This window comes from Streptomyces sp. NPDC086023 (assembly GCF_044540325.1).
GTDB lineage: Bacteria > Actinomycetota > Actinomycetes > Streptomycetales > Streptomycetaceae > Streptomyces.
On the sequence record NZ_JBITRX010000014.1, the window covers coordinates 131,543 to 154,995 of the forward strand.

The window sequence follows — 23,453 nt, forward strand, 5'->3', positions numbered from 1 at the left end:
GGACCTGAGCATTCGGTCGGGGCGAGGCTCGGGGCATGGCACTCGACTTCTTCCCCCAGGGGATCCACGTACCGCTCGTCACCCCGTTCGCGCCCGACGGCGGGATCGCCCTCGGCCCGCTGGAGGCGCTGGCCCACGCCGTCCTCGACGAGGGGGCCGCCGGGCTGGTGGCCCTGGGCACCACGGGCGAGGCGGCCGCCCTGGACGACGGCGAGCGGTCGGCCGTGGTCGACCTGTGCGCCCGGGTCTGCCGCGAGCGCGGGGTCCCCCTGACCGTCGGCGCGGGCGGGTCCGACACCCGGTCCGCCGAGCGGGCGCTGGCCGGGCTGGCCCGGTGGCCGGACCTCGCGGCGGCCCTGGTGACCGTGCCCTCGTTCGCCCGGCCCTCGCCCGAGGGTGTGGTCGCCCACTTCACGCGGCTGGCCGCGACGAGCCCGGTGCCGCTGGTGATCTACCACATCCCGTACCGCACGGGCCGCCCGCTGGACGCCGCGACCCTGCGGGAACTCGGGCGCATCCCGGGCGTCGCCGGGGTCAAGTACGCGGCGGGCGGCATCGACCAGGACACCGTGGACCTGCTCGGCGACCCGCCGGCCGGGTTCGCCGTGCTGGCCGGGGACGACGTGTTCACCTCGCCGCTGCTCGCCCTGGGTGCGGCCGGCGCGGTCCTCGCCTCCGCGCACCTGGCCACCGCCCGCTTCGTCGAGCTGGCCGGCGCCTGGCGGGCGGGGGAGGCCGGGCGGGCCCGGGAGCTGGGACACCGGCTGGCCCGCCTCTCGGCCGCCGCTTTCGCCGAGCCCAACCCGGCCGTCGTCAAGGGGGTGCTGCACGCCCAGGGCCGCATCCCGACCGCGGACGTGCGGCTCCCGCTGCTCCCCGCCCGGCCCGAGTCGGTGGACGACGTCCTCAAGGTACTGGCCGAGCTGGGGGCGTGAGACGGGGGACGCCGTGCGGGCCCGCTCGTCGTGCGACGGCGGGCCCGCGGGCGGGGGTCGCCGGCGCGTGGGGCGCCGGCCCGTGTCCCCTACTCGATGACGAGCTCGACCGGGATGTTCCCGCGGGTCGCCTTGGAGTAGGGGCACACCTCGTGGGCCTGCTTGACCAGCAGCGTGCCGGTCTCGCCCTCCAGGGCCTCCGGCAGCTCGATGCGGAGGGTGACGGCGAGGCCGAAGCCGCTGCCGTCCTGGCCGATGGAGGTCTCGGCGGTGACGGACACCTCGCTGGTGTCGACCTTGGCCTGTCGGCCGACGAGGCCCAGGGCGCTGGAGAAGCAGGCCGCGTAACCGGCCGCGAAGAGCTGCTCGGGGTTGGTCCCCTGGCCGTTGCCGCCGAGCGCCGGGGGCATCGCGAGCGGCAGGTCCAGCTGGCCGTCGGAGCTGACGGCGCGGCCCTCGCGGCCGTTGGCGGTGGCGACGGCGGTGTACAGCGCGTCCATCAGGGGGCTTCCTCTCGTGGCGTGGGCACCCCCCGGCTGCGGCTCGGGGAGCGGCGGCCTGTCCGGCCGTGCCACTAATAGAGCACACAATTCAGTTGTGCACAACTGAATGGCTCCCGAGGTAAGCTGGAGCACATGAGCGAGCACTGGACCGAGAACGTTCCCGACGAGGCCTTCCTCCGGCTGGACGGGCAGATCTGCTTCTCGCTCAACGCCGCCTCCCGCGCCTTCGGCGGGCTGTACCGGGTGATCCTGAAGGACCTCGACCTCACCTACCCCCAGTACCTGGTGATGCTGGTGCTCTGGGAGCGCGGTCCGATGCCGGTCAGGGACCTCGGCCATCACCTGCGCCTCGACTCCGGCACGCTCTCGCCGCTGCTCAAGCGGCTGGAGGCGGCCGGCCTGGTGCGCCGGGAGCGGAGCACGGAGGACGAGCGGTCGGTCTCCGCCCACCTGACCGAGGCGGGCTCGGCGCTGCGGGAGCGGGCCGCGGCCGTGCCCCGCCGGATCGCGGCGGCCACCGGGTACGGACTGGCGGAGATCCAGGACCTCCAGGCGCGGCTCGACCGGCTGACCGCAGCCCTGGACGCGGCGGCCCTGTCCGAAGCCTGAGCCGTTTTGCCTCAGAGGCAAGAAGGATTGCCGGGCAGGCAACAATCTGGCTCAATCGGGGCATGGAACCCGCCCCCGAAGAGGGCCCAGGCCAGGGCCCTGCCGCGCCGGCCGAAGAGCTTCCGGCCGTCGCCCCGCAGCTGCGCGAGCTGCGCCGCCGTACCGGACTGACCCTGGAGGCCGCGGCCGCCCGGGCCAGGCTCTCACCGGCCCACCTGTCACGGCTGGAGACCGGCCAGCGCCAGCCCTCGCTGCCGATGCTGCTCGGGCTCGCCCGTACCTACGGTACGACGGTCTCGGAGCTGCTGGGCGAGACCCCGGCCGCCCCCGACCCGATCGTGCGGGGCGGGGGAGCGGGGGCCCGCGAGGCGGACGGCTGGACGTACTGGCAGGCGGGCGGCTCCGGCCGCGGCATGCAGGCGCTGCGGGTGCACGTCCCGTACGGGCGGTCGCAGGGCGAGCTGGTGCGCGTCCACCCGGGCGAGGAATGGCTGTACGTGCTCACCGGGCGGCTGCGCCTCCACCTGGGCGAGACCGAGTACCTCCTGGAGCCGGGCGACAGCGCCCACTTCGACTCCCTGACGCCCCATCGCATCGCCGCCGCCCAACAGGGCGGTTCCGACCTGCTGTTCGTCCACACGCTGCTGCAGAGCGCCCTGGCCGGGCTGTGCCTGGGCGGCACGCCCCGGCCCAAGATCTGAGGAGACCGCCATGCCGGACAACGTCACCGCCGCCGCGGCACAGGAAGCGGCCGGGCCCGCCGGGGCGCCCACGGGGGACCGGGTCGAAACGAAGTTCCCGCGGGGGCTCGTGATCCGCCTGTTCGCCTACCTCTTCGCGGGGCACGCCTTCGCGGCGTTCCTCTACCTGCTCTTCGAGCTGGGCTCCCGCTCCAACCCCTGACCCTTCGGCCCCACACACGCGAACGCGGCGGCCGGTGCGCACTGCACCGGCCGCCGCGTGGCGTCCCCGCCCCTGCGGGGAGGCCGGAACGGGGACACGGAAGGCGGGCCCGGCCTCGCGGGGGCCGGGCCGGCGGCCTCAGAAGGAGAAGACCGCGTCGCTGCTGTGCTCAAGCGCGCAGCGGTTCGCGAACGTGTGCCGGAAGGACACCCGGGTGCCTTCCCAGATGCCGTCCGCCGTCACGCTGAGCGGACGCCACTCGCGGGTGCACATCGCACCCGAACCGGTGGCGGCGAGGGTGTCGAACGCCGCGTTGGAGGCGCGGAGTTCGGTACAGGCGCCGGAGGGGTCCGGGTGGGTCCCGGTGGCGGTGGGCATGCAGCTGAGCGTCACGGCGCGCAGGACCGTTCCCTCCTCGACGTCGTCCCCGTCGACGAGGGTGAGTACCAGGGCGGACGGCGCGTACAGGCGGGCCGCCCCGGTCTGGGCGGCGTCGGCGGGGGCGACGCCGCTCAGCGCGGTGAGGGCGGTGAGCGCCGTGGTCGTGGCAGCCAGCCCCAGGACCCGTGTCATGGACCGCATTTCGAACACTCCCTGTGTGTGGATTCGGATTGCGGACGTGAGTCTTGCCGAACCCGGCGCCTGATGCCCGGTCATACCATCAGTTTCAGTCGCTGGTTGTGACCGTTTGAGTGCAGGTTGTGCTCGTTTCAGCGCGCTGACCAGTACGAATGCGATCGGGGGATTCGGCCGAAGAAAGCCGTACCCGATTGTTGATCAAGCAAATTTAAGGTGAATAAATCCTTGCGCCATCGAATGGAAGGGCTGAGGGCTCAACTCGGCTGCGGTGAGGGTGAGTTGAGGGATTCCGCTTTCTGGTCTAGACCTTGACAGGTCCAGACCATTTCGGTTCAGTGGGCGGCAGCCCCCCCACGGCAACTCCCCCCACGCAAGGAGCAGTTACGTGTCCCGAGCGCCGTTCCTCCCCGCCCTCGCCACCGTCACCGCCATCGCCGCGGCCGCCGCCTCCCTCGCGATCGCCCTCCCCGCCGCCTCCGCATCCGCCGCCGCGCCCTGCGCCGCCCCCTGGGCCGCCTCCGCCGTCTACACCGGCGGCGCCACCGTCTCCCACAATGGCCGCAACTGGGGCGCCAAGTGGTGGACCCAGGGCGAGACGCCCGGCACCACCGGAACCTGGGGCGTCTGGGCCGACCAGGGCGCCTGCGGCGACGGCGGCGGCACCGATCCGGGCCCCGGCCCGGTCGACCCGTCCGGATTCGTCGTCACCGAGGCGCAGTTCAACGAGATGTTCCCGAACCGCAGCGCCTTCTACACGTACGCCGGCCTCAAAGCCGCCCTCGCCGCCTACCCCGGCTTCGCCAACACCGGCAGCGACACCGTCAAGCGCCGGGAGGCGGCCGCCTTCCTGGCCAACGTCTCCCACGAGACGGGCGGGCTCGTCCACGTCGTCGAGCAGAACACCGCCAACTACCCGCACTACTGCGACGCCGCCCAGCCCTACGGCTGCCCCGCGGGTCAGGCCGCCTACTACGGCCGCGGCCCCATCCAGCTCAGCTGGAACTTCAACTACAAGGCGGCCGGCGACGCGCTGGGCATCAACCTGCTCGCGAACCCCCACCTCGTCGAGCGGGACGCCGCCGTGGCCTGGAAGACCGCCCTCTGGTACTGGAACACCCAGAACGGCCCGGGCACCATGACCGCCCACGCGGCCATGGTCAACGGCGCCGGCTTCGGCGAGACCATCCGCTCCATCAACGGCTCCCTGGAATGCAACGGCGGCAACCCCGCGCAGGTCCAGAGCCGCATCGACGCCTACCAGCGGTTCACCCGCGTCCTGGGCGTCGACCCCGGCGGCAACCTCGGCTGCTGACCGCCGCCCCGAAAGCCGCGTGGGGGCGGCGGTGCCCGCCCCCCACCGCCCCCACGCGCCCCGAGCCCACCGCGCGGCTTACTGTCCGAGCTCCAGCACCCGGCCCGTCTCCGTGCCCTCGACGGTCCGGACGTACGCCTGGGCCACCTCGGCCAGCGGCACCGGCGGGAAGCCGGGGAAGAAGTCCCCGTACGCGTCCAGCGACTCGGTGAACACCGTCGGGCTGACCGCGTTGATCCGCCGCGGCGCGATCTCCGGGGCGGCCGCCTGGACGAACGCCTCGACCGCACCGCTCGCCATCGCCGCCGCCGAGGCGGTCGGCACCGGCCGGCGCGCCGTGATCCCCGTGATCAGCGTGAAGGAACCGCGCGGCGCGATCACGTCCAGGCCCTGCCGCACCAGCTCCAACTGCGCCAGCACCTTGCCCCGGAACGCCGCCGTCCAGTCCTCCGGGGTCATCTTCCCCACCGGCTTGTACGGGACGTCCCCGGCCGCGCTCGCCACCGCGTCCAGCGGGCCGGCCGCCGCGTACATCGCCGCGATCTGCGCCGGGTCGGTCACGTCGTACCGCAGGGCGCCGCCGGAACGCCCGACGGTCACCACCTCGTGGCCGCGGCCGGACAGGGTCTGGTGGACGGCGGAGCCGAGCGTGCCGCCCGCGCCGATCAGGAGGATTCGCATGCCCCGACGCTAGGCGAGCCGCCACGGGCGAGGGAAATGCCTCTCGCGCGGCATTTATGCTTGGCGGTCATGAATGTGGATCTGCGGCACCTGCGGGCCCTCGTGGCGATCGGCGAGGAGGGCACCATCACCGGCGCGGCGGCCGCCCTCCACATCAGCCAGCCCGCCCTCTCGCGCACCCTGGAGCAGCTGGAGAGCCGCCTCGGCACCACCCTCGTGGAGCGCACGACCCGCCGCCTGCACCTCACCCCGGCCGGCCTGCGGCTCCGCGAGCACGCGCACCGGATCCTGAACCAGCTCGACGACGCCCTCACCGAGGCCGCCGCCGGCTCCCGCCCCCTGCGGATCGGCTTCGCCTGGGCGGCGCTCGGCGAGCACACCGTGCGCCTGCTGCGCGACTGGCGCCGCGACCACCCCGCCACCCCCCTCCGCGTCCACCGCGGCGAGGACCCCGCGGCCGCCCTGCGCCGGGGAGAGCTCGACGCCGCCTTCGTCCGCGTCCGCCCCGACGACCCCGGGACCGCCTCCGTCGCCCTCTACCAGGAGCCGCGGATCGCCGCCCTGTGCGCCGACGACCCCCTCGCAGACCGCGACGCGGTCACCCTCGCCGAACTCGCCGCCCGCCCCGTCGTCCTCTGTTCCACCGCGGCCACCACCGACGCGCTGTGGCCCGCGGGCCCGCCCGCCGCCCTGGAGGTCGCCAACGTCGACGAATGGCTCACGGCCATCGCCACGGGCGAGGCCGTGGGCGTCACGGCGGACGCCACCCGCCACAGCCACCCGCACCCCGGCGTCGTCTACCGCCCGCTCGCCGACGCCGGACCCGTGACCGTCCACCTCGCGTGGCCGCGCACCGGCGCCCACCCCGCTGTCGCCGCCTTCCGCGACCACGCCCGCCGGACCCTGGCCGCCAGGCCCTAATTCGGTTGTCCGGCCCGTGCCGGGCGGCCTAGAACTACCGGGTGATACGAGGAGAGAAGACCGGGCTGCGCGCCCGGCACGCCGAGGACGTGCCCCTGCTCCACGCCGAGCTCTACGACGACGTCCCCGGCCACGCACGCGCCGACACCCGGCCCTGGGTGCCCTGGCCCGCCGCGCACGACGAATCGCCCTACGCCGTACGGCCCCCGGGCGAGCGGGACGCCTGCTTCTCGGTGGTCGAACTGGCCACCGGCGAGCTGGCCGGCGAGGCCGTCCTCTGGGACGTCGACCTCCACAACCGCGGCGCCCACCTCGGCCTCGCCCTGCGCCCCGCCTTCCGCGGGCGGGGCCTGGGCGGCGAGGTCGTCCGGCTGCTCTGCCACTACGGCTTCACCGTCCGCGGTCTCCACCGTCTCCAGCTGGAGACGCTGGCCGACAACGCCGCGATGATCGCCGCGGCCAAGCGGAACGGCTTCATCCGCGAGGGCGTGCGCCGCAGCGCGGCCTGGGTGCACGGCGAGTTCCTCGACGAACTCGTGCTGGGCCTCCTCGCCGACGAGTGGACCCCGCCGGCCGCGTAGGCCGCACGGCGGTCCGTACGCGAGCGGGCCCGTACACGAGCGCCCCCTACGCGGACGCCCCGTACGCGGACGCCCCGTACACGAGCGGCCCGGCCCCGGGACCAGATCCCCGGGGCCGGGCCGCTCGCGTGGAGCCGTACGGGCGGCTCAGGCCAGGATCAGCCGGCCCCCGCCGCCGTCCTGCCCCAGGCACTCGCGGTCGATCGCCCGGTTCAGCGCGGCCGGGGAGGCCGCCGCGGCCAGCCGCAGCTCGATGATGGCCCGCACCGCGGGCCACTCCTCGTCCAGGATCGAGTAGAAGGCCGTGCTGCGCACCGCGCCGTCCAGCCCCCGCGAATGCGCCCGGCGGACGCCCTCGCAGGTGGCCCCGAGACGCTCGATCGCGGCCCGCGACCGCGTGTTCCGGGCATCCGCACGCAGCGAGATGCGGCGCACACCCCAGGTCTCGAAGGCGTGCCGCAGCATCAGCAGCTTCATCTCGGCGTTGATCCCCGTCCCCTGGGCGCGGGGCGCCAGCCAGGTGTTGCCGATCTCCGCCGCATCCGGCACCGCCGTCGCCGGATCGCCGTACGGCACGCCCGGCACGGAGGGCCACACCATGGGGCCCTTCCAGTAGTCCAGCTCCAGGAAGCGTGTGGAACCGACCACCCGGCCGTCCGCGGCACTGATCACCGCGAACGGCAGCATCCGGCCCGCCGCCTGTTCGGAGAGGGCATGGTCGATATACCGCTCAGCCGCCTCCAGGCCGTGGGGCACGGGAGTGAAGGCGTACGACGTACGGTCCTCGGCACCGGCCTCGGCGAGCGCGAGGGCGTGGTGGGGTGCGAGGGGCTCCAGCCGCGCGATGCGGCCGGTGAGGGCTACGGGTACAGGCACGGGCCCTTCGGTCCTTCGGATGTCGGAGTGTGCCCCGCACCCTGGTCATGGTGCGAAGGCGGTGGTACAGCATGCGACCGAGGCATGGCTGGGGTGGGAAAGGAAGGGTAAAGCGAGAGGGGCGGTCAGGTGAACGCGGGGCTCTACCTGCCGGGGTGACGCGGAGCCGCGATTGGAATTCGCGGATCGGCGACGGGCTCACCATAAGGCCTAGCCGGTCTTTGGAGAAGGTGGTGGGAGCATGTGGCTGACCACGTTCTCGCCGCGCCCCCCGACAGGCCCCTGACCTGGGGCGGGACACCTCCGGACCAGGCCCGGGCGGCGCGTCGCGGACGCCCGGGTCAAGGCTCGGTCAAAGGCCCCGGCAGCACCCCCGCGCGGCCCCTCCCGCGGCCCCCGAGGGACCTCGTACGGGGACGCGCGCGCTGCCGCTCAGCCGAGGAGCGACGAGGCCTGGCGGACCGCCGTCGCGAGGCGGCGTACGTCCTCGTCCTCGGTGCCGCGTGCCAGCCGCTCCGCATGGCCCGCGAGCGCCGCGGGCGCCACCGCGCCGGGCAGCGGCTCCCAGCCGCCCGAGCGGGCGCGCAGGGCCGACGCCAGGTACGCCGCCACCGCCGAGACCTGGAGACGCGGGTCCGACTCCGACCACAGGGGCGCGGCCAGCGAGGACGCCTCCACGCGGCCCGACTCCTCGTGCGGGGCCCGCGTCCGCGGATCCAGCCAGCGCACCGTCGCCGTCGCCACGTGCCCCGAGGCGCCGGCCCGCAGCCGTACCGCGTACAGCGCCGTCACGGTGTGCCCGGCCCCCACCTCGCCGCCGTCCACCCCGTCGTTCCGGAAGTCGCCGTCGGCCACCTTCCGGTTCTCGTACCCGACCAGCCGGAACCGCTCCACGGTCGCCGGGTCGAACGCCACCTGGGCCTTCGCGTCCCGGGCCCGCAGCTCCACCTGCGCGGGCAGCTGCTCGCAGAACACCGTGCGGGCCTCCTCGGTGTCGGAGACGTACGTGGTGTGCCCGTCGCCCCGGTCCGCGAGCCGCTCCATCAGCTCGTCACCGTACTCGCTGCCCACGCCCACCCCGGACAGGGTGATCCCGTACGCGCGCCGCGCACCCTCGATGCGCTCCAGGATGGCGTCGGCCGAGGTCGCCCCGGTGTTGGCGAGCGCATCGGACAGCAGCACCACCCGGTTCGTCGCCCCCGCCCGCCGGCCGGCCACCGCCACGTCGTACCCGCGGGCCACCCCGGCCTCCACGTTCGTCGAGTCCGCGGTCCGCAGCGCGTCCACGGCGGTGCGGATCCGCTCGCGAGCGCCGGCCAGCCGGGTCATCGGCAGCAGCGTCTCCGCCTCGGAGCTGAAGGTCACCAGGGCGACGGAGTCGTCGTCGCGCAGCCGGTCCAGCATCAGCGCCAGCGAGGAGCGGACCAGGTCCAGCCGCCCCGGCTCGGCCATCGAACCCGACACGTCCACGACGAACGTCAGCGCGGCGGGCGGCCGTTCGGACGCCGGCGCCCCGTCCCGGGTGGCCAGCCCCACCCGTACCAGCGACCAGCCGGGCTGCGCGGTGGCCGCCCCGTCCACGGTCACCGAGAAGCCGTCGCCCTGCGGTCTCGGGTAGTCCTGCCGGAAGCTGTTGACGAACTCCTCGGGGCGCACGGTCGCCGCGTCCGGCAACCGCCCCTGGCCCAGGGCCCGGCGGGCGTAGCCGTACCCGGCCGTGTCCACGTCGAGTCCGAAGGTCGACAGGTAGTCGGCGGGCGGAGCGGACGGCCGCAGGCCGTCGTCCTCGCCCTCCCGGGCGCCCTCCGTCGTGCCCTGCGCCGCGCCTTGGGCCGCGCCTTGGGCCGCGCCGCCTGCGCGGGCACCCCCGCCGGTGGCGCCGCCGCCCGTCACGCCGCCGCTCTCGGGCGCGGCGTAGCGCGGCGGCCGCTGGTACGAACCGTTCGGACCGTCCACGGAGGAACCGCCCCCGCAGCCCGTCACCAGCAGCCCGCCCGCCAGCGTCACCGCCAGCACCTGCCCGTACTTCCTTGTGCAGAGCTCCACTTGGCCCCTCCTCGGTCTACGGCACTTGTGAATGTGACGTCTGCGAAGGCGAAGCGGAGCGCGCGGCAGGGTTGCGAATCGATCTCGAAAGGACAACGCCAGGCGGAATGTAAAGGTCAGGACACGGCCGCCGCCCGCGACCACCGGGATGGGGTCACCAGCGCCAGACGAGGCTCCCGCCTTCGGGGACGGCCGCCCACCGGGCGGCCGCCTCGTCCAGGGCCGCCCCGGTACGGGCCAGCTCGGCCTCGCCGAGCGGCGGGCGGCCCACGCCCCGGCCCGAGGTCGGCAGCCCCGACCACACCCGGTACGCCCAGTTCACCGACAGCTCCGCGGCCAGCACCGCGTCACCGCCGCGCCGCAGCACCTTCAGCCCCGAGCGGCGGTGCCGCGACGGCTCGACGGGCTCGAACCCCTGGAAGGTGGCGCCGCGCGCCACCGCGCCCCAGAAGCCGTCGTCGAGGCCGAGGGCGGACTCGACGACGGCGTGCACCAGGTCGTGCGGCATGGTCGGACCGGTCGGCTGGGCGGGCAGCCGGACGTCCGGCCCCCTGCGGTCGCGGACCAGGATCTCGTGCTGGTTGTCCGGCAGCTTCCGGAAGGACATCTCCATCACGCGCGACGGTAGGCCGCCCGGCCGCCGGGACCAACCGGTTTTCAGGAGCGCGGCAGCAGCCGCTGCACCTTGCCCTTCAGGTCCGCCTGCAGGTAGCCGCCGCCGTACTCGTCGGAGACGTACACCCGCATCGTGGCCTCCTTGTCGATCAGCCCCCGGTCCACGATCACGTAGCGCATGGTGGGCTTCTCGACGCCGAGTTCCGAGTCCGCCCGCTTGATCAGCCCCGGCAGGGCGTCCCAGTTGACCGTCGCCAGGTCGATCGGCTCGTCGTCCGCGTCCAGCGTGCTGCCGGGGCCGGTACGGCGGGCCGAACCGCCGATGTCGTAGCGGTAGTCGTCGTACACGCCCTTGCGGCCCTTGGGCGTGATGTCCGCCATCGCGTACTGCTCGTAGATGGTGATCTCGACGACCTTGTCCGTGCCCGCGGCCTCCTTGAACGAGGCCACGGCGGCCCGCACGTTCGCCGGGGTCAGCAGGGTGCCCTTGGTCACCACGCCGCCCGAGCCGGTCCCGCCGTCCGTCGCGTCCTTGTCGTCGGTGCCCGTGGTGGCCGGGACCGTCGGGCGCACCGACGACCCGCCCGTCGCCCGGCCCCCGCCGCCCCCGGCGTTCGAGTCCTTGCCGTCCGGGATCAGCTGCGTGAGCGCCACGGTCGCCGCGATCAGCGCCCCGCAGATCGCGATGGCCAGCACCACCGACCGCCGGCCGCCCGGGGGCCGCGGTGCGGGCACCGGCGACGGCGCGGTGGGCGCGCCGCCGTACCCGCCGGGGGCGGACACGGGCGGGTACGGGGTCGGCGACCCGTACGGGCTGCCCCCGTACGGGCCCTGCCCGTACCCCGGCTGCCCGAACTGGCCCTGCCCGTACGGGGAGGCCCCGTACGCCCCCGCAGCGACCCCGGGCTGCGCCACCGGGGTCACGGGCGTCCGCGGCACGGGGGGCGCGTCCTGCTTGGCGAAGCCGCCGAGACCGCCCGGCGCCGTCGGCGCGCCGGCCGCCTCCCCGGCCGCCCGCAGCAGCTCCTCCAGGCGCTCGGCGTCGGGCCGCGCGGCCGGGTCGCGCACCAGCAGCGCGGCCACCACGGGCCCCAGCGGGCCGGACCGGACCGGCGGCGGCACCGGGTCCTCCAGCACCGCGACCATGGTGGCCATGGTGGTCGCCCGGCGCAGCGGGTGCATGCCCTCGGTCGACACGTACAGCATCATGCCCAGCGACCACAGGTCGGAGGCCGGGTGGCCCTCCTCGCCCCGGATCCGCTCGGGCGCGATGTACTCGGGGGACCCGATCAGGTCCCCCGTGGCGGTCAGGCTGGTGGAGCCGCGCAGCGCGGCGATGCCGAAGTCGGTCAGGACCGCGCCGCCGTTGGGGCGCAGCAGTACGTTCGCGGGCTTCACGTCGCGGTGGTGTACGCCGGCCGCGTGCGCGGCGCGCAGGGCGGCCAGCACGTCCAGGCCGATCCGCACCGCGTCCGCCACCGGCAGGGAGCCCCGGTCCAGCCGGTCCGCGAGGGAACCGCCCTGCACGAGCTCCATCACGATCCACGGGTGCGAGCCGTCGGCCGGCTCGATGATCTGGTGGATGGTGACCACATGGGGGTCGGCGAGCCGGGCCAGCGCCCTGGCCTCCCGCACCGCCCGCTCGCGCAGGGTGCGCGCCAGCGCCGGGTTGGCCTCCGCCACCGCGGGGTCGGGCGGCCGGACCTCCTTCAGCGCGACCTCACGGTCGAGGGAGATGTCCCGGGCCCGCCACACCGTGCCCATGCCGCCGCTGCCCAGCCGTGCCAGCAGTTCGAAGCGGCCGTCGATCAGCCGTCTGCCGGCCTCACTCGTGTCCATGGCAGGTCATAGTAGGAGCATGAGAGAACGCCGGATGACGGGCGTCGGGGGGATCCGGCTCTCGTACGCGGCCTGGGGCCCGCCGGAGGCCCCCGCGATGGTCCTCCTGCACGCCACCGGGGAGGGCGCCGACGACTGGGAAACGGTCGCGCCGGCGCTGGCAGGGGAAGGCGCCGGGAGCGGCGCGGCCGCCGCACCCTGGCGGGTGTACGCCCCCGATCTGCGCGGCCACGGCCGCAGCGACCGCCCGGGCACCTACTCGCTGGAGCTGATGCGGGACGACCTGCTCGCCTTCCTCGACGCCCTCGGGCTCGGCGAGGTCGTGCTGGTCGGGCACTCCATGGGCGGCGTGGTGGGCTACCTGTTGGCCCAGGACCAGCCGGAGCGCGTCCGCGCACTGGTCCTCGAGGACGTGCCGGTGCCGCGGCCCCGGAAGCCGGTGGCGCCCGTGCGCCCCGAGGGCGAACTGGACTTCGACTGGGACATGGTGCTCGCCGTACGGGCCCAGATCGACACGCCCGACCCCGCCTGGGCGGGCCGGATGGGGCGCATCGGCGCCCCCGCCCTGCTGCTCGCCGGCGGCCCGGCCAGCCATGTGCCGCAGGACGGGATCCGCGAGATGGCCCGCGCCCTGCCCGACGCCGAACTGGCCGACGTACCGGCCGGGCACCTGATCCACGCCGCGGAACCCGAGGAGTTCGTGCGGCTGGTACGGGACTTCCTCGCCCGGCGGGTGCGGGGCGGCGGGCGCCCGTAGCCGGCCGGGCACGGCGGTGCGCGGGACGCCGGACGCACGCCGTGCGCGTCACCGCGTCCCGTGGAGCGCCACCTCGGGCGGCGTCACCGCGCCCCGGGCGGCCTCACCGCACCCCGCGCGTGCGGAACTGCACGCTGACCCGGGGGCCCACCGCCCGCGTCGACTTGGGGACCGCGTGCTCCCACGTGCGCTGGCAGGAGCCGCCCATCACCACCAGGTCGCCGTGGCCCAGGGGGAGGCGTATCGCGGTGGGGCCGCCGCCCCGCGGCCGCAGGGCCAGGTCGCGCGGGTCGCCGACGGAGACGATCGCGACCATGGTGTCCTCGCGCGAGGACCGCCCGGTGCGGTCGCCGTGCCAGGCCACGCTGTCCCGGCCGTCGCGGTAGAGGCAGAGCCCGGCCGTGGTGAACGGCTCCCCGAGCTCGGCGGCGTAGTGCGCCGACAGCGCCTCGCGGGCCTCGGTGAGCGACGGGTGGGGGAGCGGGGCTTCCTCGTCGTAGAAGGCGAGCAGCCGCGGCACGTCCACCTCGCGCTCGTACATCTGCCGCCGCTCCGCCCGCCAGGGGACCTCCGCCGCCAGGTGTTCGAACAGCGCGTCCGCCCCGCTGACCCAGCCGGGCAGGTGGTCGATCCAGGCTCCCGAGCCCAGCCCGGTGCGCCGCAGCCCGGTCAGCGGGCCGAGGCGGATCTCGTCGGTCTGGTCGAAGAGCGAGCCCTGGAGGTGCGCGTGCATGGTTCCAGCGTACCCCCGGTGCTCGAATGCATGTACGAATCCGGGGGTGAGTCCGGGGAACGCCCCCGCACGGCCGCGCGGCGGGGCGCCGCCGCCGTCTCCCTGCCGCCGTCGTGATGCGCCCCCCGCCCCCACGCGGCAGGATGAGCCGCATGCTGCTGGCCGAGGTGGCGCGGGTGTCGCGGGAGGTCGCCGCGACCTCGGCGCGCTCACGGAAGAAGGAACTGCTGGCCGGGCTGTTCGCCGCCACCGACGCGGACGACGCCCCGCTCGTCATCGCCTACCTCGCCGGACGCCTCCCCCAGGGCCGGCCGGGCGTCGGCTGGTCCACCCTCCGCCACCCCGTCCCGCCCGCCCCGGAACCCACCCTCACCGTCCGGGACGTCGACGCCGCCGTCACCGCCCTGGCCGCCGTCTCCGGCGCCGGCGCGCAGGCCGGGCGCCGCCGCGTCGTCGCGGAACTGCTGGGCGCCGCCACCGCCGACGAGCAGCCCTTCCTGCTGCGGCTGCTGGGCGGCGAGGTCCGCCAGGGAGCGCTCGACGCCCTCGCCCTGGAGGGCGTGGCCGTCGCCGCCGGCGTCCCGGCCGACGCGCTGCGGCGGGCCGTCATGCTGGACGGCTCGCTGCCCCGGGTGGCGCGCGCCGTACTGGCCGGGGGCGCGGACGCGCTGGCCGCGTTCACGCTGCGGGTCGGGGTCCCCGTACAGCCGATGCTCGCCCACACCGCCAAGTCCGTGGCCGAGGCCCTGACGGCGCTCGGGCCGTGCAGCGTGGAGGAGAAGCTCGACGGGATCCGCGTCCAGGTCCACCGCGACGGCGCCGACGTACGGGTCTACACCCGCTCCCTCGACGAGATCACCGCCCGGCTCCCCGAGGTCGCCGCCCTCGCCGCGGACCTGCCCGGCGACCGGTTCATCCTCGACGGCGAGGTCATCGCCCTCGGCCCCGGCGGCCGACCCGTCGCCTTCCAGGAGGTGGCGAGCCGGGTCGGGTCACGCGTCGACGTGGCCGCCGCACGGCAGGCGCTCCCGCTGTCCCCCGTCTTCTTCGACGTACTCGCCGCAGACGGGCGGGAACTCCTCGACCTGCCCGTACGCGAAAGACAGGCCCGCCTCGACGCCCTCGTGCCCGAGCCCTCCCGCATCCGGCGCCTCGTCGTCGAAGACCCCTCCGAACAGGCCGGCAGCGCAGAGGAGTTCTGGGCCGAGACGCTGCGGCGCGGCCACGAGGGCGTCGTCGTCAAGGCCCTGGACTCCGCCTACACCGCCGGCCGCCGCGGCCGCTCCTGGCTCAAGGTGAAACCCGTCCACACCCTCGACCTGGTCGTCCTCGCCGCCGAATGGGGCCACGGGCGGCGCACCGGCCTGCTGTCCAACCTCCACCTCGGCGCCCGGGCCGCCGACGGCGGCTTCGTCATGCTCGGCAAGACCTTCAAGGGGCTCACCGACGAGATGCTGCACTGGCAGACCGGCCGGCTGCGCGAACTGGCCGTCGAAGACAGCGGGTTCACCGTCCGCGTTCGGCCCGAACTGGTCGTCGAGGTGGCCTTCGACGGCCTCCAGCGCTCCACCCGCTACCCGGCCGGCGTCACCCTCCGGTTCGCCCGCGTCGTCCGCCACCGGCCGGACAAGAGCCCCGCCGAGGCCGACACCGTCGAGACCGTCCTGGCCACCGGAGGACCGGCGGCCGAGGCCTGAACCCCCGCCCGGGCGGGGACCCCGTACGCCGGCCCTTGCCCGGGCGGGACCCCGTACGCCTCCCCTTGCCCGGGCGGACCCCGTACCCGCGTCACGGCGGGCGGGAAGGGGACCCCGTACCCCCGTCACGGCGCGCGACGGCACCGGACGGAACCGGAGAACCCGGCACACCTTTGGTACACGTGACCCATGGGACTCACCAGCACCTCGTTCCTCGTGCTCCTCGCGGTGCTCACCGCGCTCGCGATGCTGGCCACGCTCCTCCTCTGGGCCCGCGTGCCCGGCCCGGGCCCGCTCCGCTGGACCGGCCGGCTGGCCATGATCGCCCTCTGCCAGCTCACCGCGGTCGCCACCGTCGGGGCCTGGGTGAACAACGGCTACGGCCTCTACGCCTCCTGGAACGACCTGCTCGGCACCGACGCCTCCGACACCGTCGACGCCTCCATGCCCGGTCCCCCCGCCCGCCGCGCCCAGTTCACCCCCGGCGCTTCCGGCACCCTCAGCACCTACTTCCGCGGCACCCGCTCCCGCCTCTCCGGCGAAGTCCTCGTGTGGACGCCACCCGGGTACGACGACCCCGCGCAGCGAACCACCCGCTACCCCGTGGTCATGCTGCTCCACGGCATCCCCGGCGCCCCCGAGTCCTGGCTCGAACACGGCGGCATGCCCGACGCCTACCGGCGCTTCGTCGACGACGGCACCGCCCGCCCCGCCCTCCTCGTCATGCCCACCATCGACCCCGGCGGCATCGACACCGACTGCGTCGACACCCCGCTGCGCAAGAACGCCACCTGGCTCGCCGACGACGTCACCGAACTCGTCGCCGGCCACTTCCGCACCCTGCCCGCCCCCGGGGGCTGGGGCCTCATGGGCATCTCCACCGGCGGCTACTGCGCCGCCCGGCTGCCGCTCCAGTACCCGGGGACCTTCGCCGCGGGCGTGGCCCTGGACCCCGACCCGCTCGCCGGGGACCCGGACGTCATCCCGGACGCCGCGCTGCGCGCCCGCACCAGCCCCCTCGCGCTGGTCAAGGGCACCAAGGCCGACGTGTCCCTGTTCCTGGCCACCTCGCGCCAGGACCGCGACAGTCCGGTGGGCGCCATCGAGGAGTTCGCCCGCGCCGCGGCGGGCACCCCGGTCCGGCTGAAGACGCTTGTCGTCCCCGAGGGCGGGCACAACTTCCGGACCTGGACCGGCATGTACCCGTCCGCACTGCCCTGGCTCAGCGACCGGCTCACCCCGCCCGCCGGGCCGGATCAGCCGACGACGAAGTCGAACTCCGTGCTCTCGCCCACGGTCCCGTACGCGCCGACCGTCCAGACCTCCATCCAGTAGCCGCCGCTCGCCGGAGGTGTCCAACTCGCCCGGGTGCCGGTCGTCTTGTGCACTCCGCTGTCGTACGTGGTGTTGTCCACGCGCCACGCGCCACGCGCCACGCGCCAGGTCGGCGGGCGCGGGCGGGTGGCCGGGCCGCCCGTCGCGACCGGCGAGACGTTCCCGTAGTGGTCGACGGCCTGGACGCGGTAGTGGAGGGCCGTGCCCCACCAGGAGCCCGCGTCCGTGTACGAGGCGCCGGTGACCTTCGCGGGGCCGTCCGGGTCCTCCTGGCCCAGGGGCGCGCCCCAGACCGGGTAGTGGTGGGTGTCGTCGGTGTTCGCCGTCCGGCGGACCACGTTGCCGGCCGTCGTGCCGGCGGCGGTGATGCCGGTGACCCGGGCGGGCGGGGTGACGTCCGGCGCGCCGGTGTCCGCCGTGGCCGAGTGCGCGGAGACGTTGCCGGCCGCGTCCACGGCCCGGACCCGGTAGTACCAGCGCCGGTGGATGTCGGCTGAGATGTCGCGGAACACGTCGGAGGGGGCCAGGGTGGCGATCCGCGTGAAGGTGCCGGACGCGGAGGACGCGCGGGAGAGGCGGTAGGAGGCCACCCCGCTCGCGCGGGTCCAGTCGGTCTCGACGGCACCGCCGCGCACCCGGGCCGCCAGGCCGGTCGGCGCCGCGGGGGCGGTCCGGTCCACCGTGGTCACCTTCGCGTCGGTGCTGTCCGGCGAGACGTTGCCCGCCTTGTCCACCGCGCGGACCTCGCAGGCGTAGGCGGCGCCCGTCGCGGGTGGCGAGCCGACGTACGAGGTGGTGGTGCGGAGCGTGTCGGTCAGCCGGGTCCAGGCCGTGCCGCCCGCCTTGCGCCGGTACACGTGGTAGCCGGCGAGGTCCATCTCCGGGGAGCGGTTCCAGCGGAGCGGTGCGGGTGGTGCTGACGTCGGTCCAGGCGTCGATCTTCCGGACGCCGTCGAGGTACACGCGCACGCCGTCCCGGGCCTTCGCGGTGAGGGTGAACGGCCCGCCGGAGCCGAAGTCCCGGGTGACCGTCCAGCGGACCCGCAATGTCACATGTCGAACTGCAGGTTCGTCAGCCCCTGCGGGCGGGCGCCGGACAGGAAGGTGCGACCTCACGTGTCGTCGTGCTCGAACCCCAGCCGGTCGATCACGTCGATCACGCCGTCGACGCTCTCGCACAGCCGGACGGTGATGGGGACCAGGCTCTTGCGCTCCACCGTCCCGCTCAGCGTCACCCGCCCGTCGACGACCTCGACGGTGAGCGCGGAGGGGGAGAGGTTCAGGGTGCGGGTCAGCACGTCCTCGAGGATCTCCTGCTGGATCGACCGGTCCCGCCGCAGGAACACCCGCAGCAGGTCGCTGCGGCTGATGACGCCGATCAGGAAGCCGCTGCCGTCCACCACGGGGAGCCGCTTGATGCCCCGCTCCTCCATCACGCGGGCCGCCTCCACCGCGCTCCACTCCGGCCGGGCCACCACCGCGGGACTGGTCATCAGGCCCTCGGCCGTGCTGGCCCCCGTACCGTTGCTGCGCTCGCCGTCCGGAGTGTGACGGCGCAGCAGGTCCGCCTCGGAGACGACGCCGACGGGCTTCCCGTCGTCCACCACGGGAACGGCCGTGATCCCGTACTCGTCCAGCAGCCGCGCGATCTCCTTGAACGTGGTGCCCCGCTGCACGCTCACGGAGGCGGGAGTCATCAGATCGGCCACCCTGCGGTGCCTCATGGTGTGTCCAGTCCTCTACGGAAGGTGTGGTTTGTCCACCCTTGTCTATCAGGACCGGCTCAGTACCGAACCCCGAGGGTCGTCGCCAGGCACCCGCCGCCCACCGCGCGGCCAGGGCCGGCGGCCGTGCCCGTAGCGGTCACCTTCCACTCGCCGACGTCCTCGGCGTAGCCGCTGTTCAGCGCGAACTGCACGGTCACCGGCTTGGAGCCGTCGGGCAGCTGGAACGTCAGGTAGCCCAGCGCGGTGTTGCCGGCCGGGATGGTCAGCGCGACGGGCAGCCGCGGCCCGGCCGTGGTCTTCGCCACGACGTCCGCGTCGAACTGCTGCCCCTGGGCGTCGACCAGTGTCGCGCCGTTCACCGGGCTGTCGCGGTACGGGCCCCTCCCGATGTTCTTGAGCCGGAACTGGACCGAGACGTAGCGGTTCCCCTCGTCGGGCGTGAAGAACTCGTCGGAGGAGGTGGCCGGGTCGACGACCTTCAGGACGGTCACGGCGACCTTCTCGGACCGCTGGCCGGTCAGTGTGACAGTCGTCCCCAGCGGGACGGGCTCGGCGGGGGCGGCGGACGCCTGCGCGCCCAGTCCGCCCGCGACGAGCGCGAGCGCTGCCAAGAGCGAGGCCGGTAGACGGCGCATGGCTCCTCCCGGTGGCTGGTCCCCGAGGGCGCGTGCCGGAGCTACCTCCACGATGCTCCCGGGCCGCGCCCGCCGCCACCCGGTCGGCGCAGTGCCGTGGCGGCGCAATGTCACAGGTGACCGCACAACGTCACAGGTGACGCCTTCGGGTGACCGGAGACCCGGCTCAGGACGTCACACCGTCCAGCCCCCGCGCGTCCAACGGCAGCCCCCACACGTTCCGCCGGTGTACGGCACCCAGCTCGGCCAGCAGCGGCGAGGGCGGCACCACCAGCACCGGGCAGGCCGCGCGCGCCACGCAGTACCGCGCCACCGACGGCCGCAGCAGGCGCCGCAGCGGTCCCCGCTGCCCCGCGCCGACCACCAGTACGTCGTCCGGCGCCCGCGCCACGTCCACCAGCACCGCGCCGGGCGTTCCCACGGCCGTCAGGCCCGCGAGGGTCACGCCGGGCCCGGCCGGGCCGAAGGCCTCGTCCAGGATCTCCCGCAACCGGGCCACGGCCGCCTCCCGCCAGGTGTCCCGCTGCGTCCGGTCCCGCCCGGGCAGCTGCCAGGCCAGTACCGTCCACAGGTCCGCACCCCGCTGCCGGGCCTCCGCCGCGGCCCGGTGCAGCGCCGCCGCACCCGCCGGAGTGCCGCTGACCCCGACCACCACCCGCATCGCGTCCCCTTTCCCCGCCGGGCGACGTACCCGGCCCTCCCATCGAACGCCCGCCCGCACCCGGCGGGAACCGGCCATGACGCATTCCTGACGCCCCCCTGACGTGCCCGGGGCGAACCCTGACGCGCTCCTGACGTCGCCCCCGGGACCGTCCCGCCCCGGGCGGATGACCACCCGTCAGCGGACGCCCGGCATACGGGTGTCCGCGCACGGCCATCCGGCTGGCGGCGGCGCGCCCCGCGGCCGGAAGGCCCCGTTCGTGTCGCCTGGGGTCGGACGCACCGGTTCTCCGCACGGGGCCCGCTCGTCACCACCAGTGAGGCAGTTCCATCATGAGCCTGAGCATCCGCAACCAGCTCGCCGGCACCGTCACCTCCGTCACCTCCGGCGATGCCATGGCGACCGTCGCCGTCCGGCCGGCCGGCGGCCAGGACATCACCGCCGCCATCACCGCCGACGCCGTGAAGGACCTCGGCCTCGCGGCCGGCACTCCCGTCATCGCGCTGGTCAAGGCCACCGAGGTGGCCCTCGCCACCGCCGAGGTCCCGGGCATCAGCATCCGCAACCAGCTGCCCGGCACCGTCACCGGGCTCTCCACCGGCGCCGCCATGGCCAGCGTGAAGCTCACCGTCGCCGGCGGCGACCTGACCGCCGCCATCACCAGGGACGCCGTCGAGGCGCTGGGCCTCGCGGCCGGCTCCTCCGTCGTCGCCCTCGTCAAGTCGACCGAGGTCTCCCTCTCGGTCGCCTGACGCACCGCGTGCCCCGCCTCCCGAGGGAGCCGGGGCACGCCCCTGTCCGTGTCCGCCGGCCGAGGTACCCGCGACAGCCACGCGGCGGGAAACCGCCGTCCCGCTCGCTACAGCCGGTCGATGAAGACGCTCGTCGACTTCACCCGGGCCGTGGCCCGCTTGCCGACCTCGATGCCCAGTTCCTCCACGGCCTCCCGTGTCAGCAGAGACACCAGCCGGTGCGGCCCCGCCTGGATCTCCACCTGCGCGGCCACGTCGCCGAGCTTGACGGCCGTCACGATCCCCGGGAACGCGTTGCGCGCCGAGGTGTACGCGGACTCCTCGTCGGAGTCCCCGTCCTGCGCGACCTCCACGCAGAACGCCGCCAGGTCCTTCCCCTCCACGAAACGCCTGCCACCCTCGCGCCGGGTGGGGAAGCGCCCCGCGTCGGCCCACCGCCGCGCCGTGTCCACGCTGACGCCCAGCAGCCGGGCCGCCTGCCCGATCGTGTAAGACTCCATGCCCTCACCCTAGGGGGCCACCCGCGCCCGGCCCGATGCGCCCCGCGCCACCCCCTGGTGACCCCCGGGGTCCGAGACGGTCGCGCGGCGCGGAGGCGGGCGGGCAACCGATTTCGCGGAAACGGTGGTCAGTGGGGTGGAAGGGGGATGCGGGATGCATGCCGAGGAGGAAGAGGAGTTCCAGGCGTTCGTGAGGACGCACTGGACCCGACTGGTGCGCACGGCGTACCTGCTGACGGGCGATCCGCACGACGCGGAGGACCTCACGCAGACAGCGCTGGCCAAGGCGTACCGGTCGTGGCGGCGGGTGTCGCGCAGCGAGCGCCCGGAGGCGTACGTGCGGCGGATGCTGGTCACCTGCAACAGCGACCGGTTCCGCAAGCGGCGGGTGCCGGAGCGGCTGACCGGCGCCCCGCCGGACACCGTGGCGCAGGGGGACGCGGCCGGGGAGTGGGTGGAGGAACGCACCGCCCTGATGGCCTCGCTCGCGATACTGCCGGCCCGGCAGCGGGCCGTGGTGGTGCTGCGGTACTGGGAGGACCTCGCCGAGGCGGAGGTCGCGGAGGTGCTCGGCTGTTCGGCGGGCACGGTCAAGAGCCAGGCGTCCAAGGGCCTGGCGAAACTGCGGGCCTGTCCGGGCCTCGCACGGATCACGGACCGGCGCGGCCCGGTGACGGCGGACCAGGGGGTACGGGGATGAGCGAGCGGTACGAAAGCCACTTCGAGGAGGCGCTGCGCGACCTGCTGGCCGAGGACGCGGCCGAGGTACAGCCCGCCCCGGTGCCGTACGCGGCGATCGTCCGGCAGGGCCGGGTCGAGCGGCGCCGCAGGGCGCTCGCGGTCGGCGCCGCCGTGATCGCGCTGACGGTGGTGCCGGCGGGGGCGTTCGCGCTGGCCGACTTCGGCGGGCACGGCTCCGGCAGGGTGGCCGCCCCGGCGCCCACCGCCGTGAAGCCGAGCGCGGACACGGCCTCACCGGAGCCGGGGGGACCCGCCGCGCCCGCGACGCCGGGGCAGTTGGCCGACGGGATCACGCTGGAGCAGGCGGCCCAGGGGCTGACGGACTGCCTGGCCGTGAGCGGAGCGCACGGCGCGAAGGGCGCGCAGCGGGGCACCGCGACCGAGCGGGACCACGGACAGGCAGGGGACTACCGCCTGCTGCTCGCCGTCCGGTCCACCGGGGACGACAACGCCCCGGGCGACGGGATCCACGTCGTCGCCGTGAAGGAAAAGGCTCCGGCCACCCGGCTGATCTGCACGGTCAAGGACGGCAAGGCGGTCGGGATCAACGCCTCGGTCGGGGGAGGACCGGTGCCGGGCGAGGGCAGGGTGGTCCCGGACATCAACGGCCAGAAGCTCTACCGCCAGGCCGTCATCACCAGCCCCGGCTACCGGCTGCCCTTCCGCTGGGGCGCCATCGGCACGGTCGACCCGTCGATAGCCAGGGTCACCGTCGCGTACGGAGACGGGCCGGCCGCGGAGGCGGCCCTGGACCACGGCTGGTACGCGGCGACCGGCGTGCTGACGGAACAGCCCGGCAGGGCTCCGCACGTGGTGGGTTACGACGCGGCGGGCAAGCGGGTCTATGACTCGGACGAGGACCGTATGTACGACCGGGCCCTCTAGCCGGCGGCGGGCCGGGCGGGGGCGGGGCGCCGCCGCACCCAGACCAGCACCAGCACGGAGGCGACGGCGGCGAAGGCGCACCAGGTGGAGGCGAATTCCAGCCGCCACAGGGCCACGCACAGCACCGCGCCGACGGAGAGCAGCACGCCCAGGAGGCGCAGCAGCCGGTCACCGGAGAGGAGGAGGGCGCCGAGCGTGGCGCACAGGTAGAGGACGACCAGGACACCGGCGCCCGGCAGGTCCAGCAGGTAGCCGACGGTGTGGCCGCGCACCTCGGCCACCGGCTCGCGGCGGGTGAGCCCGTACGCGAGCACCCCGGCGGCGGCCAGGCCGGCCGCGAGCGGGGCCAGGAGCCGGCGGGGAGCGGCCGGGCCGGCGGCGAGGAGCACGCCGAGCGGAACCCAGAGGGCGGCGACCGGGAGTGCGATCACCGCCCAGGCGGTGGTCGCGGCACCGGAGCCGCCTCCCGACCGCCAGACGGCGGACTCGACGATCTGGTGGGCGCCGAGCAGTGCGGGCAGCGCGGCGACCATCAGGTCGCGGGGCCTCCGCACGGACGCCAGGCAGGCCACTCCGACCGCCGACACGGCCGTTCCTGCCACGAGGTCCGCCGTCGCGCTCCAGCACATA

Annotated in this window: 27 protein-coding genes; 13 read left to right on the forward strand and 14 right to left on the reverse strand. The window is 75.0% G+C overall.

The window, feature by feature from the left end; all coding sequences use genetic code 11:
* The first annotated feature begins 35 nt into the window (after positions 1 to 35).
* A complete protein-coding gene (locus tag ACIF6F_RS26065) occupies positions 36 to 935 on the forward strand; it encodes a dihydrodipicolinate synthase family protein (RefSeq protein WP_399951166.1) in 900 nt (299 codons plus the stop codon).
* Positions 936 to 1,024: 89 nt separating this feature from the next.
* On the opposite strand, the gene ACIF6F_RS26070 is transcribed toward ACIF6F_RS26065, so the two are convergent.
* A complete protein-coding gene (locus ACIF6F_RS26070) occupies positions 1,025 to 1,435 on the reverse strand; it encodes an organic hydroperoxide resistance protein (protein ID WP_399951170.1) in 411 nt (136 codons plus the stop codon).
* Positions 1,436 to 1,570: 135 nt separating this feature from the next.
* Here ACIF6F_RS26070 and ACIF6F_RS26075 point away from each other — a divergent pair, with 135 nt between their 5' ends.
* The 3 genes from ACIF6F_RS26075 to ACIF6F_RS26085 all read left to right on the forward strand — a co-directional run bounded on the left by ACIF6F_RS26075 (position 1,571) and on the right by ACIF6F_RS26085 (position 2,950).
* Positions 1,571 to 2,047, forward strand: a complete 477-nt coding sequence (locus tag ACIF6F_RS26075; RefSeq protein ID WP_399951173.1) for a MarR family winged helix-turn-helix transcriptional regulator — start codon at positions 1,571 to 1,573, stop codon at positions 2,045 to 2,047.
* 62 nt (positions 2,048 to 2,109) lie between these two features.
* Positions 2,110 to 2,748 (forward strand): helix-turn-helix domain-containing protein, encoded by a 639-nt coding sequence (locus ACIF6F_RS26080; RefSeq protein WP_399951176.1) that lies wholly within the window; start codon positions 2,110 to 2,112, stop codon positions 2,746 to 2,748.
* A gap of 10 nt (positions 2,749 to 2,758) precedes the next feature.
* Entirely contained in the window at positions 2,759 to 2,950 is a 192-nt protein-coding gene (locus ACIF6F_RS26085) for a DUF6126 family protein (protein ID WP_399951179.1), read from the forward strand.
* 138 nt (positions 2,951 to 3,088) lie between these two features.
* On the opposite strand, the gene ACIF6F_RS26090 is transcribed toward ACIF6F_RS26085, so the two are convergent.
* Positions 3,089 to 3,532: an SSI family serine proteinase inhibitor gene (locus tag ACIF6F_RS26090; RefSeq protein ID WP_399951182.1), complete on the reverse strand. Its 444-nt coding sequence runs from the start codon at positions 3,530 to 3,532 to the stop codon at positions 3,089 to 3,091.
* Between the two features lie 427 nt (positions 3,533 to 3,959).
* Here ACIF6F_RS26090 and ACIF6F_RS26095 point away from each other — a divergent pair, with 427 nt between their 5' ends.
* Positions 3,960 to 4,841: a glycoside hydrolase family 19 protein gene (locus ACIF6F_RS26095; RefSeq protein WP_399951381.1), complete on the forward strand. Its 882-nt coding sequence runs from the start codon at positions 3,960 to 3,962 to the stop codon at positions 4,839 to 4,841.
* Between the two features lie 78 nt (positions 4,842 to 4,919).
* Here ACIF6F_RS26095 and ACIF6F_RS26100 read toward each other — a convergent pair whose 3' ends face one another.
* Positions 4,920 to 5,522, reverse strand: a complete 603-nt coding sequence (locus tag ACIF6F_RS26100; protein ID WP_399951185.1) for a short chain dehydrogenase — start codon at positions 5,520 to 5,522, stop codon at positions 4,920 to 4,922.
* Between the two features lie 69 nt (positions 5,523 to 5,591).
* Here ACIF6F_RS26100 and ACIF6F_RS26105 point away from each other — a divergent pair, with 69 nt between their 5' ends.
* Positions 5,592 to 6,443 (forward strand): LysR family transcriptional regulator, encoded by an 852-nt coding sequence (locus ACIF6F_RS26105; protein ID WP_399951188.1) that lies wholly within the window; start codon positions 5,592 to 5,594, stop codon positions 6,441 to 6,443.
* 41 nt (positions 6,444 to 6,484) lie between these two features.
* Positions 6,485 to 7,024 (forward strand): GNAT family N-acetyltransferase, encoded by a 540-nt coding sequence (locus ACIF6F_RS26110; RefSeq protein WP_399951191.1) that lies wholly within the window; start codon positions 6,485 to 6,487, stop codon positions 7,022 to 7,024.
* A 147-nt stretch (positions 7,025 to 7,171) separates the two neighbouring features.
* On the opposite strand, the gene ACIF6F_RS26115 is transcribed toward ACIF6F_RS26110, so the two are convergent.
* From ACIF6F_RS26115 to ACIF6F_RS26130, 4 genes are all read right to left on the reverse strand, one after another.
* Positions 7,172 to 7,900 carry a GNAT family N-acetyltransferase gene (locus ACIF6F_RS26115; protein ID WP_399951196.1) on the reverse strand — a complete coding sequence of 243 codons (729 nt, stop codon included), beginning with the start codon at positions 7,898 to 7,900 and terminating at the stop codon, positions 7,172 to 7,174.
* 432 nt (positions 7,901 to 8,332) lie between these two features.
* Complete coding sequence (locus ACIF6F_RS26120; RefSeq protein ID WP_399951199.1) at positions 8,333 to 9,946, reverse strand: von Willebrand factor type A domain-containing protein; 1,614 nt, start codon at positions 9,944 to 9,946, stop codon at positions 8,333 to 8,335.
* A 154-nt stretch (positions 9,947 to 10,100) separates the two neighbouring features.
* A complete protein-coding gene (locus tag ACIF6F_RS26125; RefSeq protein WP_399951201.1) occupies positions 10,101 to 10,559 on the reverse strand; it encodes a hypothetical protein in 459 nt (152 codons plus the stop codon).
* A gap of 44 nt (positions 10,560 to 10,603) precedes the next feature.
* The gene (locus ACIF6F_RS26130) at positions 10,604 to 12,400 is read right to left on the reverse strand and encodes a serine/threonine-protein kinase (protein ID WP_399951204.1); all 1,797 of its coding nucleotides are present in this window, start codon (positions 12,398 to 12,400) and stop codon (positions 10,604 to 10,606) included.
* A 19-nt stretch (positions 12,401 to 12,419) separates the two neighbouring features.
* Between ACIF6F_RS26130 and ACIF6F_RS26135 the strand changes: the two genes are divergently transcribed.
* Positions 12,420 to 13,157: an alpha/beta fold hydrolase gene (locus tag ACIF6F_RS26135; RefSeq protein WP_399951207.1), complete on the forward strand. Its 738-nt coding sequence runs from the start codon at positions 12,420 to 12,422 to the stop codon at positions 13,155 to 13,157.
* A gap of 103 nt (positions 13,158 to 13,260) precedes the next feature.
* On the opposite strand, the gene ACIF6F_RS26140 is transcribed toward ACIF6F_RS26135, so the two are convergent.
* Positions 13,261 to 13,890 (reverse strand): alpha-ketoglutarate-dependent dioxygenase AlkB, encoded by a 630-nt coding sequence (locus tag ACIF6F_RS26140; protein WP_399951210.1) that lies wholly within the window; start codon positions 13,888 to 13,890, stop codon positions 13,261 to 13,263.
* Between the two features lie 152 nt (positions 13,891 to 14,042).
* Between ACIF6F_RS26140 and ACIF6F_RS26145 the strand changes: the two genes are divergently transcribed.
* Together ACIF6F_RS26145 and ACIF6F_RS26150 are read left to right on the forward strand one after the other, a co-directional pair.
* On the forward strand, positions 14,043 to 15,587 hold the full coding sequence (locus tag ACIF6F_RS26145) for an ATP-dependent DNA ligase (protein ID WP_399951213.1): 1,545 nt from the start codon (positions 14,043 to 14,045) through the stop codon (positions 15,585 to 15,587).
* 189 nt (positions 15,588 to 15,776) lie between these two features.
* Positions 15,777 to 16,922, forward strand: coding sequence for an alpha/beta hydrolase (locus ACIF6F_RS26150; RefSeq protein WP_399951216.1), 1,146 nt, complete (start codon positions 15,777 to 15,779; stop codon positions 16,920 to 16,922).
* Here the strand turns inward: ACIF6F_RS26150 and ACIF6F_RS26155 are convergent.
* From ACIF6F_RS26155 to ACIF6F_RS26170, 4 genes are all read right to left on the reverse strand, one after another.
* Positions 16,844 to 17,800 carry a hypothetical protein gene (locus ACIF6F_RS26155; RefSeq protein ID WP_399951219.1) on the reverse strand — a complete coding sequence of 319 codons (957 nt, stop codon included), beginning with the start codon at positions 17,798 to 17,800 and terminating at the stop codon, positions 16,844 to 16,846. The genes ACIF6F_RS26150 and ACIF6F_RS26155 overlap by 79 nt on opposite strands.
* Before the next feature lie 234 nt (positions 17,801 to 18,034).
* Positions 18,035 to 18,646, reverse strand: coding sequence for a CBS domain-containing protein (locus ACIF6F_RS26160; RefSeq protein ID WP_399951223.1), 612 nt, complete (start codon positions 18,644 to 18,646; stop codon positions 18,035 to 18,037).
* A 59-nt stretch (positions 18,647 to 18,705) separates the two neighbouring features.
* On the reverse strand, positions 18,706 to 19,284 hold the full coding sequence (locus ACIF6F_RS26165; protein WP_399951226.1) for a DUF4352 domain-containing protein: 579 nt from the start codon (positions 19,282 to 19,284) through the stop codon (positions 18,706 to 18,708).
* 166 nt (positions 19,285 to 19,450) lie between these two features.
* Complete coding sequence (locus ACIF6F_RS26170; protein ID WP_399951384.1) at positions 19,451 to 19,945, reverse strand: universal stress protein; 495 nt, start codon at positions 19,943 to 19,945, stop codon at positions 19,451 to 19,453.
* Positions 19,946 to 20,277: 332 nt separating this feature from the next.
* Here ACIF6F_RS26170 and ACIF6F_RS26175 point away from each other — a divergent pair, with 332 nt between their 5' ends.
* A complete protein-coding gene (locus tag ACIF6F_RS26175; RefSeq protein WP_399951229.1) occupies positions 20,278 to 20,697 on the forward strand; it encodes a molybdopterin-binding protein in 420 nt (139 codons plus the stop codon).
* Between the two features lie 107 nt (positions 20,698 to 20,804).
* Here ACIF6F_RS26175 and ACIF6F_RS26180 read toward each other — a convergent pair whose 3' ends face one another.
* Positions 20,805 to 21,197, reverse strand: a complete 393-nt coding sequence (locus ACIF6F_RS26180) for a molybdopterin-binding protein (RefSeq protein ID WP_399951232.1) — start codon at positions 21,195 to 21,197, stop codon at positions 20,805 to 20,807.
* Positions 21,198 to 21,351: 154 nt separating this feature from the next.
* On the opposite strand from ACIF6F_RS26180, the gene ACIF6F_RS26185 reads away from it, so the two are divergent.
* Entirely contained in the window at positions 21,352 to 21,897 is a 546-nt protein-coding gene (locus tag ACIF6F_RS26185; RefSeq protein ID WP_399951235.1) for a SigE family RNA polymerase sigma factor, read from the forward strand.
* Entirely contained in the window at positions 21,894 to 22,823 is a 930-nt protein-coding gene (locus ACIF6F_RS26190; protein ID WP_399951238.1) for a hypothetical protein, read from the forward strand. The genes ACIF6F_RS26185 and ACIF6F_RS26190 overlap by 4 nt, the downstream gene beginning before the upstream one ends.
* Here ACIF6F_RS26190 and ACIF6F_RS26195 read toward each other — a convergent pair.
* The gene (locus ACIF6F_RS26195) at positions 22,820 to 23,452 is read right to left on the reverse strand and encodes a DUF6629 family protein (protein ID WP_399951242.1); all 633 of its coding nucleotides are present in this window, start codon (positions 23,450 to 23,452) and stop codon (positions 22,820 to 22,822) included. The two genes, ACIF6F_RS26190 and ACIF6F_RS26195, sit on opposite strands and share 4 nt — an antisense overlap.
* Position 23,453 lies beyond the last annotated feature (1 nt).